At 70.1% G+C, this 15,793-nt stretch carries 16 protein-coding genes and 2 pseudogenes; 11 read left to right on the forward strand and 7 right to left on the reverse strand.

Annotated elements, in window-relative coordinates; all coding sequences use genetic code 11:
- Positions 1 to 181 precede the first annotated feature (181 nt).
- From ACIPXC_RS26575 to ACIPXC_RS26590, 4 genes are all read left to right on the forward strand, one after another.
- On the forward strand, positions 182 to 1,039 hold the full coding sequence (locus ACIPXC_RS26575) for an alpha/beta hydrolase fold domain-containing protein (protein WP_401623089.1): 858 nt from the start codon (positions 182 to 184) through the stop codon (positions 1,037 to 1,039).
- A gap of 71 nt (positions 1,040 to 1,110) precedes the next feature.
- Positions 1,111 to 1,629, forward strand: coding sequence for a hypothetical protein (locus ACIPXC_RS26580; protein ID WP_401623092.1), 519 nt, complete (start codon positions 1,111 to 1,113; stop codon positions 1,627 to 1,629).
- Between the two features lie 13 nt (positions 1,630 to 1,642).
- Positions 1,643 to 2,608, forward strand: coding sequence for an MsnO8 family LLM class oxidoreductase (locus ACIPXC_RS26585; protein ID WP_401623095.1), 966 nt, complete (start codon positions 1,643 to 1,645; stop codon positions 2,606 to 2,608).
- Between the two features lie 129 nt (positions 2,609 to 2,737).
- Positions 2,738 to 3,475: a tyrosine-protein phosphatase gene (locus ACIPXC_RS26590; protein ID WP_401623098.1), complete on the forward strand. Its 738-nt coding sequence runs from the start codon at positions 2,738 to 2,740 to the stop codon at positions 3,473 to 3,475.
- On the opposite strand, the pseudogene ACIPXC_RS26595 reads toward ACIPXC_RS26590, so the two are convergent.
- A pseudogene (locus tag ACIPXC_RS26595) lies at positions 3,464 to 3,703 on the reverse strand (cysteine hydrolase); the annotation flags it as partial. The gene ACIPXC_RS26590 and the pseudogene ACIPXC_RS26595 overlap by 12 nt on opposite strands.
- An 8-nt stretch (positions 3,704 to 3,711) precedes the next feature.
- Here ACIPXC_RS26595 and ACIPXC_RS26600 point away from each other — a divergent pair.
- Positions 3,712 to 3,831 (forward strand): annotated as a pseudogene (locus ACIPXC_RS26600) (AraC family transcriptional regulator); the annotation flags it as partial.
- Positions 3,832 to 4,123: 292 nt separating this feature from the next.
- On the opposite strand, the gene ACIPXC_RS26605 reads toward ACIPXC_RS26600, so the two are convergent.
- The 5 genes from ACIPXC_RS26605 to ACIPXC_RS26625 form a co-directional block, all read right to left on the reverse strand.
- Entirely contained in the window at positions 4,124 to 4,348 is a 225-nt protein-coding gene (locus ACIPXC_RS26605) for a helix-turn-helix domain-containing protein (RefSeq protein ID WP_401623101.1), read from the reverse strand.
- A complete protein-coding gene (locus tag ACIPXC_RS26610; RefSeq protein ID WP_401623103.1) occupies positions 4,348 to 4,977 on the reverse strand; it encodes a DUF2975 domain-containing protein in 630 nt (209 codons plus the stop codon). Before ACIPXC_RS26610 ends, ACIPXC_RS26605 begins: the two co-directional genes overlap by 1 nt.
- 326 nt (positions 4,978 to 5,303) lie before the next feature.
- Positions 5,304 to 5,621 carry a hypothetical protein gene (locus ACIPXC_RS26615; protein ID WP_401623106.1) on the reverse strand — a complete coding sequence of 106 codons (318 nt, stop codon included), beginning with the start codon at positions 5,619 to 5,621 and terminating at the stop codon, positions 5,304 to 5,306.
- Entirely contained in the window at positions 5,618 to 5,965 is a 348-nt protein-coding gene (locus ACIPXC_RS26620; protein ID WP_401623108.1) for a hypothetical protein, read from the reverse strand. The genes ACIPXC_RS26615 and ACIPXC_RS26620 overlap by 4 nt, the downstream gene beginning before the upstream one ends.
- 417 nt (positions 5,966 to 6,382) lie before the next feature.
- On the reverse strand, positions 6,383 to 7,267 hold the full coding sequence (locus ACIPXC_RS26625) for a hypothetical protein (RefSeq protein WP_401623111.1): 885 nt from the start codon (positions 7,265 to 7,267) through the stop codon (positions 6,383 to 6,385).
- A gap of 338 nt (positions 7,268 to 7,605) precedes the next feature.
- Here ACIPXC_RS26625 and ACIPXC_RS26630 point away from each other — a divergent pair, with 338 nt between their 5' ends.
- From ACIPXC_RS26630 to ACIPXC_RS26655, 6 genes are all read left to right on the forward strand, one after another.
- Complete coding sequence (locus tag ACIPXC_RS26630; RefSeq protein ID WP_401623114.1) at positions 7,606 to 7,743, forward strand: hypothetical protein; 138 nt, start codon at positions 7,606 to 7,608, stop codon at positions 7,741 to 7,743.
- A 391-nt stretch (positions 7,744 to 8,134) separates the two neighbouring features.
- Entirely contained in the window at positions 8,135 to 8,491 is a 357-nt protein-coding gene (locus ACIPXC_RS26635; protein ID WP_401623117.1) for a hypothetical protein, read from the forward strand.
- 78 nt (positions 8,492 to 8,569) lie between these two features.
- Positions 8,570 to 9,274: an ABC transporter ATP-binding protein gene (locus ACIPXC_RS26640; RefSeq protein WP_401623120.1), complete on the forward strand. Its 705-nt coding sequence runs from the start codon at positions 8,570 to 8,572 to the stop codon at positions 9,272 to 9,274.
- Positions 9,275 to 9,459: 185 nt separating this feature from the next.
- Positions 9,460 to 11,448, forward strand: a complete 1,989-nt coding sequence (locus ACIPXC_RS26645; protein WP_401623123.1) for an FtsX-like permease family protein — start codon at positions 9,460 to 9,462, stop codon at positions 11,446 to 11,448.
- A gap of 271 nt (positions 11,449 to 11,719) precedes the next feature.
- Positions 11,720 to 13,255, forward strand: a complete 1,536-nt coding sequence (locus ACIPXC_RS26650; RefSeq protein WP_401623126.1) for an SDR family oxidoreductase — start codon at positions 11,720 to 11,722, stop codon at positions 13,253 to 13,255.
- On the forward strand, positions 13,252 to 14,628 hold the full coding sequence (locus ACIPXC_RS26655; protein WP_401623128.1) for a cryptochrome/photolyase family protein: 1,377 nt from the start codon (positions 13,252 to 13,254) through the stop codon (positions 14,626 to 14,628). Before ACIPXC_RS26650 ends, ACIPXC_RS26655 begins: the two co-directional genes overlap by 4 nt.
- Here ACIPXC_RS26655 and ACIPXC_RS26660 read toward each other — a convergent pair.
- Positions 14,619 to 15,671, reverse strand: a complete 1,053-nt coding sequence (locus ACIPXC_RS26660; protein WP_401623131.1) for a MerR family transcriptional regulator — start codon at positions 15,669 to 15,671, stop codon at positions 14,619 to 14,621. The two genes, ACIPXC_RS26655 and ACIPXC_RS26660, sit on opposite strands and share 10 nt — an antisense overlap.
- Between the last annotated feature and the right edge of the window lie 122 nt (positions 15,672 to 15,793).

Raw genomic sequence — 15,793 nt, forward strand, 5'->3', positions numbered from 1 at the left:
CCGACATCCACGCGGGGATCACCACGGCGGTGATCGTGAACACCGCGGTCGTGGTCCTCGGGATCCTCACCACCGTCCTCTTCCTCCGCACCAAGCAGCCCGGCAACTAAGGCAACTCCGCCTTGTGACACACCTGCCGAGGCGGCGAACGTAGGCCCCAGGCACGGAGGGAAGGAACCCGATGGCAACACCCACCCACTCGGCCGCCGGAAAGAGCCGTGCCCGGATCCGCTGGGAGCACGCGAGCATCCCCTCCCCGTCCGGTCCCCTCCCCGCGAGGGTGTACCGGCCGGAGGCAACCGCACCGCAGGGCTGGCTGGTCTGGGCGCACGGCGGCTCCTGGCGCGCCGGATCCGCCCAGGACTGGCACGGCGCCACCGCCGACCTCGCCCGGTCCTCCGGCTTCGCCGTGGCCGGCGTCGACTACCGGCTGGCGCCCGAGGTACGCCACCCGGCCATGGTCGAGGACGTACTGGCGGCGCTCGCCTGGGCCCGGGAACAGGCCGGGCCATCCGCTCCCGTCGCGGTCGGCGGAGACAGCGCGGGAGCCACCCTGGCCGCCTGCGCCGCCCTCGCCTGCCGGGACCGCGACCTCCCACTGGCCGCCCAGGTGCTCGCCTACCCGCCGCTGGACCCCGGCTGCACGGCCGCCTCGTACCACCGCTTCCCCGACATGTTCCCCACGGCCTCCTACCTGAGGGCGGCCTGGCAGGACTACCGGGACCCGGGCCGGCCGGCCGCCGCCGACGGCACCCCGCTCTACAGCACCCCCTTCGAGGCGGCCGACCTGCGCGGCGTGGCGCGGGCCGTCCTGGCCACCGGCGACCTCGACCCCGTCAGTGACGACGTACACCGCTACGCACGCCTGCTGCACGCGGCCGGAGTGGAGGTCGCCCTGCGGGAGTTCGGGCAGACCGGCCACGGGGTGTTCCTCCAGCCGGGCAGCGCCACGGGCGGCGGACCCGACACGGCGTCCCTGCGCGGCTGGCTGGGCGTGGCGCTGCGCCTGCTCACCTCACCGGCGGACCCCGGCGCCTGAGGCGCACCCCGTCCCTCCGGGTACTTCCCGCCTTCTCGTCCGTTCGTCAACCCATCCCAGATGGAGTCCACATGAGCCACGAAGCCCCCAACCTCGACGCCCTGCTGCGGCACTTCGCCGACCTCCGCGACGGCCACCACGGTGGCGCCGTCACCCGCCCCGACAAGGAGGAGCACTTCCGCACCGCCGCACGGCTGCTCGACCCGTACGCCCGCCAGGCACTCACCGAACTCAACGACGAACTCCTGCTGGGCCAGGGCGTCGTCGACGCCAGCGGGGTGCAGCGCGCCGACGACGGGAGCCTCTTCCACGCCTGGACCCTGTGGTGGGACGAGCAGTCGACCGCGGACATCCCGCCGGTGACGCTCTACGCCCACTACGGAGCGGGCTTCCACCACCCCCACCTGCGGGGCGCCACCGTCTCCGAATGGCCGCTGAACGTCTTCGACGAAACCCAGGCCGCCGCCGAACTGCCCACGATGCGCGCCATCGCCGCGGCGGACCTGCACAACCTGGTCTTCGAGCGGGACTTCAGGATCGTCCCGGCGACCGTGGCCGGCGCCACCGGCCTCCCCGCGCACCAGCACTGAAAGGCGGTCCGTCATGACGAAGCCGCGACTGTCCGTTCTGGACCAGACCCCCGTCGGCGAGGACCACACCCCGGACCAGGCACTGCGCGCCTCCGTGGACCTCGCCCGGGCCGCCGAGGACCTCGGGTACACCCGCTACTGGGCCGCCGAGCACCACGGCTCCCCGGGATTCGCGAGCAGCGCCCCGGAGATCCTCGCGGGAGCCCTGCTCGCCCACACCTCGCACATGCGGATCGGCACCGGCGGGGTACTGCTGCCCCGCTACGACCCGGCGAAGGTCGCCGAGGTCTTCGGCGTGCTCGCCTCCCTCCACCCGGGCCGCGTCGACCTCGGCATCGGCCGGGCCGGCGGCCCCGCACGGGACTTCCCGCAGCGGCTGGCCCAGCTGACCGCGCTGCTCGGTGCGGGCGGCGTCGTACCGCACCCGCCGGTCCCGCCGCAGATGTGGCTCCTGGGCGCGGGACGCGAATCGGCGCGGCTGGCCGGCCTGCTGGGCACCGAGTTCGCGTTCGGGCACTTCTTCTCCCCGACCGGCGGCACGGAGGCGTTCGAGGACTACCGTTCCCAGTTCCGCAGGGCCACCGGCCGGCCCGCGGGCGGCGCCCTCGCCGTACGCGTGGTCACGGCCGACAGCGCAGGCCGCGCCGAGGAACTGGCCCAGAGCCTGCTGCTGTGGCGGGCCCGCAAGGACCTCGGCCAGGACGCCCCGCTGCCGTCGTACGAGACCACGCGCCGCCACCGCTGGACGGGCGCGGAGCTGGAGCGGGCCAAGGTGCACCGGACGGCCCTCGTCTCCGGGGCGCCCGAGCAGGTGCAGGCCGTGCTGACGGGGCTCGCCGCCGCCCACGGGGTCGACGAGCTGATCGTCAACACCCTGACGGCCGACCCCGCCGACCGGCAGCGCTCCTACGAGCTGCTGGCCGAGGCCTTCGCCCTGCCGGCGGCCCGGCGGGAGGCGGCCGTACCGGCCGCCGGCTGAAGCCGTGACCCCCGGATCCCGCCGTGCCCGCGACGCCCGCACCGGCGCCGCGGGCACGGGCCGGATGATCTACGGTGAGCGGCGGGGGCGCCGTCGGCCGACGGCATCCGACGGCGAGGGGGAGCACCGGTGGACCGGCACATCGCGTTCGAGCGACTGCACAACTTCCGCGACCTGGGCGGCTACGAGGGCCGCGACGGCCGGACCGTCCGGTGGCGGACCCTGTACCGCGCCGACTCACTGGGCAAGCTGAGCGGCGCCGACTGGGACAGGTTCCTGGAGCTGGGCATCGGCACCGTGATCGACCTGCGCTACCCGTGGGAGATCGACGCCAAGGGCCGCGTGCCGGAGGCGGAGCGGTTCCACTACGCCAACCTGAGCATCGAGCACCGGCCCTACGACCAGGCCGAGATCGACCCCGGCGTCGACCCCTGGCGCTACCTCGCCGACCGGTTCGCGGAAGTCACCGAGGACGGCGCCGTGGAGATCAGGCAGGTCCTGGAGACCATCGCCGACGCGCCGGGGCCGGTGGTCTTCCACTGCACCTCGGGCAAGGACCGGACCGGGCTGATCGCCGCGTTCGTCCTCACCCTGCTCGGCGTCCCCGAGGAGCGGGTCCTCGCCGACTTCGCGCTCACCGAGCTGGCCACCGAACGCCTCACCGCCGACTGGCGTGCCGCCAACCCCGGCCGGGTCATGAAGTGGCCGGGCTACGGCCGCGCCCCCGCCGTGGTCATGGAGCTGGCGCTGGCGGACCTTCAGGCCCGGCACGGTTCGGTGCACGGCTACCTCAAGGACCGGGTGGGACTGCCGGAGCGGACCGCGGAGCGGTTGCGCGCCCGGCTGCTGACGGCCGCCGAGGACTGAGCCGACGAACGCGTTCGGGGCGGCCTTCTTGACGACGACGCTCTCGCCGTCGACGGGCGCCACCCGGGGGTGGAGCCGCCCGATGTCCTCCCGGACGTCGTACGGGGTCCCCGGGCCGCCGTCGTGCCGCACGTGGACGACCGTCGTGCCGGCGGCCCGTGCCCGGGCCGGCAGTCAGGCTGCGGCGTCGAGGGCGGGCTCCCGGCCGGTCAGCTCCAGCACGCCCCGCACGACCCCTGGTCGCGGAGGACTTCGGCGAGGCCGTCGCTCTGCGCGTCGCCCGCCGGCTCGCGATGTACCTCGAACGACCGGGCGGCCAGAGCCGGTTCAGCGTCCCGCTCGACCCCCGATCGTCGCGGGCCGGGGAAGCCTCAGGCCGTGAGCCGTTCCTGCGGCGTGGGAGGTCCGCCGCTACGTCGGCTGTAGTCCCGCGACCGGCGATTTTCACGCAAGAGAGTGTTCAGCGCCTCTTGAGCCACCTGATGGTGAGGACGGCAAGACCGATACCGGCGATGCAGGTGACTGCCACTGCGACCTTCATTCCCGGATCCATCAATCCGAACATGGGTTTCCTCCTGGGAAGGGGATGGCGGCCTGCCTGCGGCAGGAGCCCATGGCCTTGCGAGCCGGAGTGTGCGCTCTGTTGCTTCAATCGGGAGGGCGGTAGGTCAGCAGGTCGCCTGGCTGGCATTCCAAGACCTTGCAGATGCTGGTGAGAGTGCTGAAGCGGATGGCTTTCGCCCGTCCGTTCTTCAGGATGGAGAGGTTGGCCTGGGTCACTCCCACCCGCAGCGCGAGGTCGGTCAGTGTCATCCCGCGCTCTGCTAGAAGGCGGCCTAGGCCGACGTGGATGTCGTTGACCTCGGCAGGCATCAGACGACCCCCTCAAGGTCCTCACGCATTGCTGCCCCCGCCTTGGTGATGCGCGCGAAGGTGAGTACTCCAAGCGCGGTCAGGATCATCACGTAGGGCGGGGACAACAGCTGCATCGTGGTCTCGACCGAGGACTTGCCCTGGTCGGTCATGGTCGCGAGTAGCGCTGCCTGTGCCGCAGCTTCGGTGATCTCGGCAATCAGGCAGCCGGCCAGGAGCCACCAGCCAAGGGATCGCAGCCTGGTGGCGGACTGGAGGGTGTGCACGCCGTCTCGGGCAGCTGACGTCAGAAGGCGGTTGAGGAGGGCCAGTCCGCCGATCAGGACAACAAGGGACGGCAGGTGGCCGAGTACCGCGAGGAGTTGTTGTGCGGCGTCGGAGTTCTCGGCGCAGTACTGCGGGATGGCATTGACGTGAGCTCCTTCGCGGACGGCGAAGGTGGAGTCTGCTGCGCCCGAACTGCTGGTGACCCAGTCCGCGGTCACGCAGGTGTCTGCAGTGCCCCAGAGCGGGGCCGAGCCGTTGATGACAGAGAGGACGCCGCTGATCAGGAGCAGGCCGATCAGTAAGCGCAGTCCGACGGAGACCACGGTGGCCAGAGGTTCGAGAAGCTTTCGGTCCTGTGTCACGGAAATCACCCCATCTATCGTTTATCGATACTATCGAAAAACGATACAGTGTCGACCGTGCGTCGGGAAGCCCAACAGCAGCTGCGGGTGGTGCGGCACGGTCGGGGCGTAGGTGCGTGGCGAGGTTCTTTTGTGGCCTGCGGGTGCAGCACGCTCCGGCGCCGGAGCGTGCTGCATGAACTGCTTGAAGCAGCCAGCCAGGGTCCGTCCCGGCAGGAGGTCAGCCTGCCGGGGCGAGCCAGTTGACCTGCTGGCGGCACGTCATGCCGTTACAGACTCAGGTGGCGGCCGACGGTTCGGACATCGTGGTCGATGTTTCGATGCGGTTAGACGCGCTTGAGGTATCCGTCCTTGAAGCCGTCCTGGTCGGCCCACATACGGTGACGGCAGGACCAGGTCCCGTACATCGCGAACTTGGCGGTCCAGATGGTCTCGGAGTGGGCGTTGTTGCCGGGGTCTGCGGAGATCCAGTTCTTGATGGGCTCGTTCTTGAATTCCGTTGCGGGGACCCAGTTCGTGTGGCTGGCCCACCCGTTGTGGACTACGGTCACTCGGCTGCCGGAAACTCGGTAGTTCACCCCGAGCTTCACCGTGGTGACCTTGACGCCGAAGAGCGTGTCGGAGACGCTGTGCCATGCGCTCATGTCCCCGGCGACTCCCGCAGGCGAGAGTCCCGGCGCATTGGCTGCGCCGGCAGAATTCGAGGTCTCCTTGGAGATGACGATGTCGCCGTCGGCGAGCACTTCTGCTTTGCGGTGGGGTCGTTCGCGACATCCATGAAGGCCTTGATGTGGTCAGGCTTGTTCAGGTAGCCGAGGAACTTCTCCTGCTTGTCCTTCGGCAGGGCCTTGAACTGTTCCGCGGTCTCGCTCGCCCCCGCGTCCTGCTTGGCCTCCAGCCAGGCCGCGTAGGCCTGAGGCGTGGAGGGCAGGGTTGCTTCGGCTGCGCCGGCCTGCGCGGGGAGGCCCGCCAGGGCCAGGGCTCCCATGTCGCTGCCATGGCCCCGACTAACGCTCGGCGCGTCATGTTGCTCATTCTTTCCCCCAACTTTTTTCCTGCGCTTAGAGGTGCAGGAGGAGAGTAGGAGTGAAATCGGCCTGACGCAGGAAAGGATTCTCCCCAGGCCCCCCGGCCTCCCGCACGCCAAGCGCCTTTCGGAGTAGCGGCACTTGACGGAGTGACACTCACACGTGTCGACGGGTCTCGCAACCATGAATTGATACTTCTGAGGTTGACTTGAGGTTCACGCAAGAGGCGCCACGGCGGGTGGAAAGCTTTCGAGTCGAACTGTGACCCCTTTTCGGTCACCGCGAAAAGCGTAATATGTCGTTCCGTTAAATGGTGAAAGCGTCTACTTCTGGCCACGTATTTTTGCGAAGGTGGCGACGCCATCGCCGGGGGCTCGTCAGGCCGGCCGGTTCTTGCGCTTCAGTAGCCGCAGTCCTGTGACGATGCCACCAGTGGCCAGGACGGCAGCCGTGCCGTAAGCCCAGGGCTTCCACGCTTGCCCCCGAGTCCCATGGGGGGAGGATGCTGCGTCGCTGCAGTTCGGGGCTGGAGGCGTCACTCGGTAGCGGGCCCATTCCTTTGCAGGCCGGCCCTGCTCGTTCCACTGCACGACGTAGAGTCCGGGTTGGGCATCGCACCGGATCCGGACGACGGCGGACACCAGCTTGTCGCCATGCATCACCACCGGCTTGGTGAACCCCGGTGACGACAGTTCGACCATGCCGTCGTTGCCCATCTCCAAGCCGTCCTTGGCTTCCAGTTCCCCGCCGGCCGGTACGGAACGCACGTCCCATGGAGATGCGGGCCATGTCGTGTCCGCGGGGTAGCGCTCCTCCATCGACTCCGCAGGGCGCGCCGCCACCTGCTGTGCGCACTCCGCTCGCTGGGCCGGGTCGGCCGGGGCCACGATGACCGTGCCCCAGAGACGGTTGATTTCGGCTCCGGTTCCCTCGTTCGGTGGCGCGCCGAACCGCACCTGGTAGGAGCCGGGCTCGGCCGTACAGGAGACGGTCGCCACTGCGCGCAGAAGGCTGTCGTCCCTCCGGAAGACTCCCTCGGCGGCGAAGGCCGGCGAGGTGATCCGGACGCCGCTGTAGGCGTCCCCGGACCTCAGTGCCTCAGTGGTCACCGTGACACGCTCCCCGGGGCGGACCAAGACTTCCGCGTCGCTGGGAACCGGCTTGGGAAGCTCTTCGGCGGGCGCTGCTAATGCGCCATTCACTCCCGTGGCCCACAGCAGCGCCAGCGCTCCCGCGACTCCCAGTCGCTTCGATTTCATCATGATTTGTCCCTCTGGATTCTTCGTTGACGATCTCCGCACCCCTGCATACCCTGCCTCCTCATCGAACTGGCGCGCCATTACGCACCTTTGAACCGCGCCGTCATCCAGCTCAGGAAGCAGTCCCTTGAACCGATGGTTAACCCCGCTTGCGCTCGGCGTCGGCGCGGTCCTACTAGCTGGCCCCGCCGCTGCAGCGGCGGGAGCCCCGACCCCGAGCCGGCCCCGAGCCGTGTCCTCCACCGTCTCTTCGCCTACGGTTCCTGCCGAGCCCCCTCCATGACGGTGCCGCCCACCAAGGGACCGACGGACCCAACAAGACATGGACCCACAGCGTCATCATGACAACGGGCCAGTACACCGGCGGCGGCCTCACCAACGATCTGATCATCCGCTGGACCGACGGCGAAACCACCATGTACCGCGACACCCGTGTGAACAGCCTCGGCACTGAGCGCATGCTCACCCCACCCGCCTGAACCCGCCGAAGGGGAATGACGCGCCCTGCGCGTTCAAAATCAGGTCACCCGCCTACAGGGCGCACCCACAAGCCAGATGACCCCTCAGCCCCGCTGCGCTCCCACCAACGTCCCGTAGCCGGGTCGACCGGACCAGGCGGATACCTCACCCAGATGTATCAAGCGATCACCATGTGTGCTTCGGGCGGGGGCGCGACAGCGGCCAGCTCGTATGCAAGGGACCCGACTGATCTGCACCGCTGTACGCGGAGGGAATCAGGCCAGTGCTACCGGCTCACCCAAAACGTCAATGCCTCTGACGGAAAATCAGCTGCACAGACGATGCACTGATCAACCAGCCGTCGCCTCGTATCGGACCCTGTGGGCCCTTCAATTGGAAAGGAAAATTCTCATGCACCGCATCGCCAAGGTGGCTGTCCTCGTGGCAGCCGCCATTACTCTCAGCGCCCCCGTCGCGAACGCAGAACGCTCCTACATCTACAAAAGCTACAGTGAGGAAATTTGGGAATGGCGTTCTGGTGTCCAGTGGGCCGGCGCTATTGCGTGTGACATGGACCAGGACGGGAACTCTGTGAAGGCTCACTACACTCGGGACAGCGGTTCCGTGGACTATTCCCACGCCACCGGTGGTGTTGGAACATGCAACGAAGGAACCCTCAACACGACCAATCGGGTCACGAAGCACCGCTCACAGCAGATTCGTGACTGGGCAACCGATCCGTACGGTCCCTGGAAATACCGTCCCTGATCCAGCACATGCTCATCGCGCGGAGCCGGGATGTTCGGTACACCCGGCTCCGCGCTGCCCGGCTGACAATGAGGAAGCATGAGAACCGACCTGCACGATCGGAAGACGGCCGCAGTAGAAGTGAAGAACCTGCACTACAGCATCGGTGACCGCCGTCTTCTGAACGGGCTGTCTCTCCGTGTTGCCGCGGGGGCGTCCGTGGCGGTGACTGGCCCCAGCGGCTCGGGGAAGACGACTCTCCTCTGCTGCCTCAGCGGTCTCATCGCAGCCTCGTCCGGCGTCATCCGCATCGCCGGTGCTGACATCACCCAGGTCTCTGCGGGCGAGCGAGCCGCACTACGGCTGCGCACCGTGGGCACCGTCTATCAATTCGGTGAACTGATACCCGAACTGTCACCCCTGGAAAACGCCGCCCTACCGGTCCTGCTTGCCGGAGGAAGCGCGAAGAAGGCATACGCGGACGCACAGAACCTGCTGGACGAACTTGGCGTAGCAGAGTCCTCCTCCAAGAGCACCGCGGCACTGTCAGGTGGAGAGCGTCAGCGTGTCGCAGTTGCCCGCGCACTCATCGGCAGGCCATCCGTGGTTCTGGCGGACGAGCCCACCGGTTCCCTCGACCAGCGCACGGGCGACGTCGTCGCTGATCTCCTGTTCGACCTGCCTACCCGCTTTCAGTGTGCGCTGATCGTGGTTACCCACAATCCTCAGATTGCAGCCCGAGCGGACAGGACGCTTGAACTCACCGAAGGGCGCCTCCTGACGGCTTCGGAGAGGTGCCGATGAGAAGACACCTGGCCATGCTCCGGCTCGGTCACCGGGTAGGAATGTCCAGCGGAGTATCCGCCCTGGTTCACCGTTTCGGACTGTTCGCGGCATCCTTCCTCGTCTTGTGGGTGGCCTGGAGCCTTCTGGCCGTGGACGCCAGTCTGGCCGCCCGGCAAGCACGGCAAGATGCTCGGTCCCCAGTCATGGTCGAGCAGTCTCAACAAGCGGTGGCCCTGTGGCTGGAGCGCCCGGACTACGCCGACGGCCAGGCCATATCGGTCATCTTCCTCGAGCCACTCCAGCCCGATGCCAGTCCGCCGCCAGGCCTTGACAGGTGGCCTGAAAAGGGCGAGGCCTTCCTCTCACCTCAAGCTGCGAAGCACGCGGCCGGAGCCCTCGTCTCCCGCTACGGCACGATGGGAGGGACCATCGGGCGAACGGGTCTCACTGAACCCAATGAATTGCTGGTGTACACACGTTCTCCCGTCGAAGGCATCTTCGGCGAAACGAACCACAGGACACGCATATCGGGCTTCGGGCACCCGAACTCCCAGTTCATCGACTACTTCACCGTGAGCCACCAGTTCGAACGCCCCTACAGCGACCTCTGGATACTCCTCCTGCTCTTCACCGTGATGCCGGCCGCCGTCTCCCTTATGGTCGTGGTGCGCGGCGGCGCGGAGCTGAGAGATCGCCGCATCTCCATGCTCGAAGCTCTGGGCGCTTCATCTTCAGCGCGCCTGTTCGTAGTCACCGGCGAAGCCGCGGCCCCGGTACTGGCGGGCTCGCTGCTCGCAGCCGCCGCCGCATGGGGCACCACCCTGTGGGACACCGCCCTCCCCTTCACCGGGTACACCGTCTCAGCACATGATGTGGCCTCACTGCGCCTATGGACCCCCGTGCTGATCCTTGCTGCGCCTGCCCTAGTCCTGGCGATCAGCGCGCTGCGCTACGCAAAACCGCCCAAGCGAACGAGTACCCGCCCTCAGCAGACCAGAGCCATGCCCGGACGGACGGTATGGGTGCTGGCCGGGATCGGGTCCTCTCTGTGCCTGTACGGAACATGGCGGGAAGACGGCCCGGGTCGGGTCGTGTTCTTCTTCGGTGTCATGCTCGTACTCGCAGTCCTCCCCATCCTTGCCGGACGCCTGTCAGGCTCTCTCGGATCGTCGATCGCCTCGCACTCCCTTCGCAGAGGCGACGCGGCGGGACTCATCGCCGGCCGGTGGCTCGCCGCCAGACCGATCGTTCTGGCCGTACTCAGCGCGGCAATGATTCTGGGGCTTGGCCTCACGACCCTGGGCCAAGTCGTCACCAGTCAGCTCGAAGGCCCGGAAATCGTTGCCAGGCACTTGGCCGGCGTAAACGACCACAACGCCGTCTTGATCAAGGCGTCAGGCGATCCATCCCGCTTCGACCAGCTCCGCCAGCGGCTCCCCGACCATCACACAGCCCTCATCTACCGCGAGGACGGCCGCACGATACTGTCCGCCGACTGCGAGTCGCTGGCGTTCTTCGGAACTCTCAGTACCTGCCCTACGACCGTAACGAAACTGACGGACGCAATACCTACCGTTCAGACCACGCCCCGCACGGCACTGGCAGTACTCGGCCTCACACCGGACATCGTCAGCATCACCACCCGAAGTCCAGGCATCACCGACCCGGCAAACGTCTCCCTCGTAGTCTTCAACACCTCCGGCGGAAGCGGGGCGGCCCAGATCTGGAACACCGCCTACCGGACGCTGGGATTTCCCATGCTTGACGTCCCGGTGGAGTCCGGGATGCTCGGCGCTCAAGCCCGCGGCGACTACGTCAAGTGGGTGCTGGACGCCGCACTGATCGGCCTCCTTGCCCTCGTCCTCGCCGGAATCGTGGGTGCAGCCTCCGTATTCGACGACCAGGCGCGAAGCCTCGGCCCCGTGGCCTCGTTCCGAAGCGACAGAAGCTTCTACCTTCGGGTGGCCCTCTGGAACCTTTCCGTTCCCCTTGCTGTCGTGGGAGCAGGGGCTGGAGGGGCGACGTACTTACTCGGCCAGATGCTGCTCTCCATCGGAGACGGAGGTGAACTCTCAGCCGGATTCGTGGCCGCCGGCTCGCTGGGTATCGCCATCGGAGGTGTCATCATCTCCGTCATATGCGCAGAGATAGCGACACGCCGGAGCCGGATCTGGCGCCCCACAAACGACTGACGCAACAACTCTTCACCCCTGGGATCGCCCGCCTTGCGGCCACAGGCCGTGCAAGGAAACACCTGGCCGAAGTCAGCAGCGTTTGCCCAGCCAGCGAAACAGGGCCCGCCGCCGCACACTCGACACGACACCCACGCAGTACCGCAGCCGCTTCCGCTCCACCGTCCGAGTGGCGGCTTCCCGCTGGTCGGACCCCCGTGCATCCGTCCCGCCCGCGACCGTGGAAGAGATGGGGAACCCACCACGGCCGACGGCGGAACGGAGCACCCCCATGACCGACACCCCAGGGCAACCGGCCCGGCCCCCCGGCCCGCTGTGCCTGGTCACCGGCGCCACCGGCTACATCGGCGGCAGGCTCGTCCCCGAGCTGCTGAAGGCCGGGCACCGCGTCCGGTGCCTCGCACGCACCCCGGCGAAACTGCGCGACCACCCCTGGGCGGGACAGGCCGAGACCGTCCGCGGCGACGTCACCGACGCCGCGTCGCTCGCGCAGGCCATGCGGGGGGTCGACGTCGCCTACTACCTGGTGCACGCCCTGGGAACCGGCCGGGACTTCGAGGAGACCGACCGCCGGGCCGCCCGCACCTTCGCGGATCAGGCCCGCGCCGCCGGCGTGCGCCGCATCGTCTACCTGGGCGGACTCACCCCCGCTCGGGTCCCCGACCGGGACCTGTCGCCCCACCTGCGCTCCCGCGCCGAGGTCGGACGCATCCTCCTCGACTCCGGGGTTCCCACCACCGTGCTCCGCGCCGCCGTCATCATCGGCTCGGGCTCGGCGTCCTTCGAGATGCTCCGCTACCTCACCGAGCGGCTGCCCGTGATGGTCACCCCGAGCTGGGTGCGCACCCGGATCCAGCCCATCGCCGTCCGCGACGTGCTGCGCTACCTCGTCGGCAGCGCCGGGATGCCCGACCACGTCAGCCGCGCCTTCGACATCGGCGGCCCCGACGTCCTCACCTACCTCGACATGATGCGCCGCTACGCCGCCGTCGACGGCCTGCCCCAGCGCCTGATCTTCCCCGTGCCCGTCCTCACACCGCGCCTGTCCAGCCACTGGGTCGGCCTGGTCACCCCCGTACCCCGCTCCATCGCCCGCCCGCTCGCGGAATCCCTCAAGTACGAGGTCGTCTGCGACGAGCACGACATCGCCGAGTGGGTGCCCGATCCGCCCGGCACGCCCATCCCCTTCGACCGGGCGCTCGCGCTCGCCCTCCAGAAGGTCCGCGACGCCCAGGTCGTCACCCGCTGGTCCTCCGCCTCCGTGCCCGGCGCGCCCAGCGACCCGCTGCCCACCGACCCCGACTGGGCCGGCGGCAGCCTCTACAGCGACGTCCGCGAGCGCACCGTCGACGCCCCGCCCCAGGCGCTGTGGCGGGTCGTGGAGGGCATCGGCGGCGAGAACGGCTGGTACTCCTTCCCGCTCGCCTGGGCCGTCCGCGGCTGGTTCGACCGCCTCGTCGGCGGTGTCGGCCTGCGCCGAGGCAGGCGCGACGCCACGCTCCTGCGGGTCGGCGACTCCCTGGACTTCTGGCGCGTCGAGGAGATCGAACGGGGGCGGCTGCTCAGACTCCGCGCCGAGATGCGGCTCCCCGGCCTCGCCTGGCTGGAGATGTACGCCGAGCACGACGACGAGGGGCGCACGCGGTACCGCCAGCGAGCACTCTTCCACCCGCGCGGCCTGGCCGGCCACGCCTACTGGTGGAGCGTCTCGCCCTTCCATTCCCTCGTCTTCGGCGGCATGGCGCGCAACATCGCCCGCACGGCGGAGGCGGCGGCCAACGGCATTACCCAGGGAGCACGGTCATGAACGCCTCGGTCGTCCTGTTCACCTCGGACCTGCGGGTCCACGACCACCCGCCGCTGCGCGCCGCGCTGGGCCCCCGCAACGAGACCGTGCCGCTCTTCGTGCGCGATCCGGCGGTGGACCACGTCGGTTTCGCGGCGCCCAACCGCCTCGCCTTCCTCGCCGACTGCCTCGCCGATCTCGACCGGGGCCTGCGCGACCGGGGCGGCCGCCTCGTCGTCCGCTCCGGCGACCCCGTCGCCGAGGTGTGCGCCGTCGTGCGCGAGGCCGACGCCGACGAGGTGCACATGGCCGCCGGGTGCAGTGCCTTCGCCCTGCGGCGCGAGCAGCGGCTGCGCCGGGCCCTGGAGGCCGACGGCCGGCGCCTGTACGTCCACGACGGGGTCGTCACCGCACTCCCGGCCGGTGCCGTGACACCGAGCGGCTCCGATCACTTCGCCGTGTTCTCCCCGTACTTCAGACGCTGGTCGGGGGAGCGCCTCCGCCCGCCCCTCGCGGCCCCGCGCGTCGTCAGGGTGCCCTCGGGCCTCCGTTCCGAGGGCATGCCCGCGCGGCCGCCCGCAGGAGAGGTCTCGGCGGGCCTGGCCACCGGCGGCGAGGAGGAGGGCCGCAAGCGCCTCGCGTACTGGCTCGACCGGTACGCCGACGCCTACGAGGAAGGGCACGACGACCTCGCCGGGGACACCACCTCCCGCCTCTCCCCCTACTTCCACTTCGGCGCGCTGTCGGCGGCCGAGGCCGTGCACCGTGCCCGCGCCCGGGGCGGAGCGGGCGCCGAGGCCTTCGTACGGCAGCTCTGCTGGCGCGACTTCCACCACCAGCTGCTCGCCGCCCGCCCCGCGGTCGCCGCCGACGACTACCGCACCCGGGGTGACCGCTGGCGGCGCGGCCGGCAGGCCGAGGCCGACCTGCGGGCGTGGCAGGAGGGCCGCACCGGCTATCCCGTCGTGGACGCGGCGATGCGCCAACTCGCCCACGAGGGCTGGATGCCCGGCCGCGGCCGACTGCTGACCGCCTCGTTCCTGACCAAGACCCTCTACATCGACTGGCGCGCCGGAGCCCGCCACTTCCTCGGCCTGCTGGTCGACGGGGACGTGGCCAACAACCAGCTCAACTGGCAGTGGATGGCCGGCACCGGCACCGACAGCCGCCCCAACCGGGTCCTCAACCCGGTGATCCAGGGCAAGCGCTACGACCCCGAGGGCGCGTACGTACGCCGGTGGGTGCCCGAACTGGCCGGTCTGCGGGGCTCCGGGGTCCACGAGCCGTGGAAGCTGACCGGCCTTGAGCGCAGCCGGTACGACGGCTATCCCGATCCGCTGGTCACCCTCCCCGACGGGCTGGCCCGCTTCCGCAGGGCCCGGGGTCAGGACTGATCCCGTACGCCGGGCCGCGCCGCTGCCCCCGCTCCCGCCGCCGTGCCGCAGATCCCGCGCAACAGGGTCAGCGCCTCCCGCAGCCCGCTCGGCCGCACCGTGCCCGGAGCGAGGGGCTGTCCGGCCCAGCCCGGGCCGGCCGGTACCACCGCCGGCCGCGCGCGGGCGCCCCTGACGCCCCACGCCGTGCCGGCGACGTGCCGGGCCAGCGGCGGGCTCGCGGTGGACCGGGCCTGGGACCAGAGCACGACCGCGGCGGGGCCGGTCCGGCGTACGGCCTGGTCGAGGGCCTCGGGCGGCACGGCCGCACCGAACATGAGGGTCGACAGGCCGACTTCGGCCAGGCCCGCCGCCAGTGCCTCCAGCGCGAGGGTGTGCTGCTCGCCCGGTACGCAGGCGAGCAGCACGGGGGGTGCGGCCGAGCGGGACCCGACGGCGGGGGGCCCGGCGGCGCGCCGCAGCGCGCTCGACACGTGCCAGGACAGCAGGTGCTCGACCTCGACGTACCGGTCGCCGGAGGTCTCCCACTTGCGGCCCACGGCGTGCAGGGTCGGTGCCATCACCTCCTCCCAGGCGGTGACCAGGCCGTACTGGGCGATCGCCGAGCCCAGCAGCTCGTCCACGGCCCAGGCGTCGAGGCGTACCGCGGCCCGCCCCAGCCCGCGGCACTCCTGCCGTACGGCGCCCAGGCGCAGGCCGTTGCCCGAACCGGGCGGGCGGCCCGGCCGGGGGAGGGGAGCGGGGGCGGGGGCGGCGGCGGTGGGCGGGGCGGCCTCCGCGGACGCCGGGCCGGCCAGGGCGGCCCGCGCGGCCTCCGCGGGCGGGATCCCCGACGAGGTCAGCCGGCACATCTCGTGCAGGACGGCGAGGTCCTCGGGGGTCCACCGGCGGTGCCGGCCGTCCTCGCGGGCGGCCGGTCCGATGCCGTAGCGCCGGTCCCAGGAGCGCAGTGTCGTGGGGGCGACGCCCAGCCGGCGGGCCACCGCTCCGGTGGTGAGGCCGTGCGCGGACGACGGGGACTGCGTGGAATCGGACTGCGTCATACCTCCATGATGCGACGCACAACCGACGCGAGTGGTCTCCAAGGGCGGGCGGACCGGAATCTGGAGGGGCCCGCCCCGCCCAGGGGTGCACCCGCCCCGCCCAGGGGCGCACCCGTCCGGCC

The organism is Streptomyces sp. NPDC090021, from assembly GCF_044748225.1.
Lineage (GTDB): Bacteria > Actinomycetota > Actinomycetes > Streptomycetales > Streptomycetaceae > Streptomyces.

Excerpts from the sequence above, each read along its gene's own strand:
- ACIPXC_RS26575 (WP_401623089.1), top strand. The coding sequence starts at position 182 with ATGGCAACACCCACCCACTCGGCCGCCGGAAAGAGCCGTGCCCGGATC.
- ACIPXC_RS26580 (WP_401623092.1), top strand. The coding sequence starts at position 1,111 with ATGAGCCACGAAGCCCCCAACCTCGACGCCCTGCTGCGGCACTTCGCC.
- ACIPXC_RS26585 (WP_401623095.1), top strand. The coding sequence starts at position 1,643 with ATGACGAAGCCGCGACTGTCCGTTCTGGACCAGACCCCCGTCGGCGAG.
- ACIPXC_RS26605 (WP_401623101.1), bottom strand. The coding sequence starts at position 4,348 with ATGCCTGCCGAGGTCAACGACATCCACGTCGGCCTAGGCCGCCTTCTA.
- ACIPXC_RS26615 (WP_401623106.1), bottom strand. The coding sequence starts at position 5,621 with ATGAGCGCATGGCACAGCGTCTCCGACACGCTCTTCGGCGTCAAGGTC.
- ACIPXC_RS26620 (WP_401623108.1), bottom strand. The coding sequence starts at position 5,965 with ATGGGAGCCCTGGCCCTGGCGGGCCTCCCCGCGCAGGCCGGCGCAGCC.
- ACIPXC_RS26625 (WP_401623111.1), bottom strand. The coding sequence starts at position 7,267 with ATGATGAAATCGAAGCGACTGGGAGTCGCGGGAGCGCTGGCGCTGCTG.
- ACIPXC_RS26630 (WP_401623114.1), top strand. The coding sequence starts at position 7,606 with ATGACAACGGGCCAGTACACCGGCGGCGGCCTCACCAACGATCTGATC.
- ACIPXC_RS26635 (WP_401623117.1), top strand. The coding sequence starts at position 8,135 with ATGCACCGCATCGCCAAGGTGGCTGTCCTCGTGGCAGCCGCCATTACT.
- ACIPXC_RS26640 (WP_401623120.1), top strand. The coding sequence starts at position 8,570 with ATGAGAACCGACCTGCACGATCGGAAGACGGCCGCAGTAGAAGTGAAG.
- ACIPXC_RS26645 (WP_401623123.1), top strand. The coding sequence starts at position 9,460 with ATGGTCGAGCAGTCTCAACAAGCGGTGGCCCTGTGGCTGGAGCGCCCG.
- ACIPXC_RS26650 (WP_401623126.1), top strand. The coding sequence starts at position 11,720 with ATGACCGACACCCCAGGGCAACCGGCCCGGCCCCCCGGCCCGCTGTGC.
- ACIPXC_RS26655 (WP_401623128.1), top strand. The coding sequence starts at position 13,252 with ATGAACGCCTCGGTCGTCCTGTTCACCTCGGACCTGCGGGTCCACGAC.
- ACIPXC_RS26660 (WP_401623131.1), bottom strand. The coding sequence starts at position 15,671 with ATGACGCAGTCCGATTCCACGCAGTCCCCGTCGTCCGCGCACGGCCTC.